General features: G+C 65.3%; 2 protein-coding genes. One reads left to right on the forward strand and one right to left on the reverse strand.

What is annotated here, in order from left to right; genetic code table 11:
- Positions 1 to 594, forward strand: a 594-nt coding sequence (locus VFQ05_07515) for an MFS transporter (GenBank protein HET9326602.1), incomplete at its 5' end; no start/stop codon positions are given.
- A gap of 6 nt (positions 595 to 600) precedes the next feature.
- On the opposite strand, the gene VFQ05_07520 is transcribed toward VFQ05_07515, so the two are convergent.
- Positions 601 to 1,050: FlgD immunoglobulin-like domain containing protein (locus tag VFQ05_07520; GenBank protein HET9326603.1), on the reverse strand; the 450-nt coding region annotated here is incomplete at its 5' end.

Here is a 1,050-nt window from a genome sequence, read left to right on the forward strand (position 1 = left end):
GTGATCGGCGAAGGATGCGTGTGGTACTCGAGCCAGTTCTGGGCGCTCTACTTCCTGCAGACGGTGAAGAAGGTCGACGTGCTCGCCTCGAGCCTCATCGTCGGCGGCGCACTGCTGATCGCCACACCGACGCTGGTCTTCTTCGGCTGGCTCTCCGACAAGATCGGGCGCAAGCCGATCATCCTGGCGGGGCTCTTGCTCGCCGCCATCACCTACTACCCCCTCTACCTGGCACTCGGCCGCCATGCGAACCCGGACGCGATCGATTACCCGATGGCGATCCTCATCGTCGCGACACTCGTTGCCTACGTGGGCATGGTGTACGGACCGATCGGAGCGTTTCTCGCCGAGTACTTCCCCGCGCGCATCCGCTACACGTCGGTTTCGGTGCCGTACCACATCGGCAATGGCTGGGGCGGCGGGCTGGTGCCGTTCATCACCACCTCGGCGTACTTGTCGAGCGGGAGCCTTCTGTCCGCGCTGGCCTATCCGATCATCGTGCCGGCGGTGACGTTTCTTCTCGGCTTGTTCCTGATGCCTGAGACGCGATCCAGGAGCATCTGGACCGACGACTCGACGGGCGAGGCCCGCTGACACCTTCTACTGGCGAAGAATGAGCAGCTTCTGCGTCGCGCTCAACTCCGCGATCGATAGTCGTACGAAGTAGAGTCCTGCAGAGACCGGCGCGCCCCGCGCGTCACGCGCATCCCATGACAGCGAGCGCCGTCCCGGGGCCGTCCATCCCTCCGTGAGCACGCGCACGCAGCGTCCCTGGGCGTCGTACACGCGAAGCGCGACGTTTCCGCCGCGGGGCAGGTCGTAGCGAATCGTGGCTCCGGCGCGCGTGGGATTGGGACGGATCGCATGGAGCGCGAACTCGAGCGGAGACGAGTCATCGCCGACCGCGAGAACGCCTTCGCACACATTTCCCAAGCCGTCGAGGTCGTCGTCTTCCTGATTCGCATTGGCGATGCCGATGCAGTTGTCGCACACATCCTCGCGCCCGTCACCGTCGACGTCTCCGCTGCTCACGACGACCGCCGCGGTGCC

Source organism: Candidatus Eisenbacteria bacterium, from assembly GCA_035712145.1.
Classification (GTDB): Bacteria; Eisenbacteria; RBG-16-71-46; order RBG-16-71-46; family RBG-16-71-46; genus DASTBI01.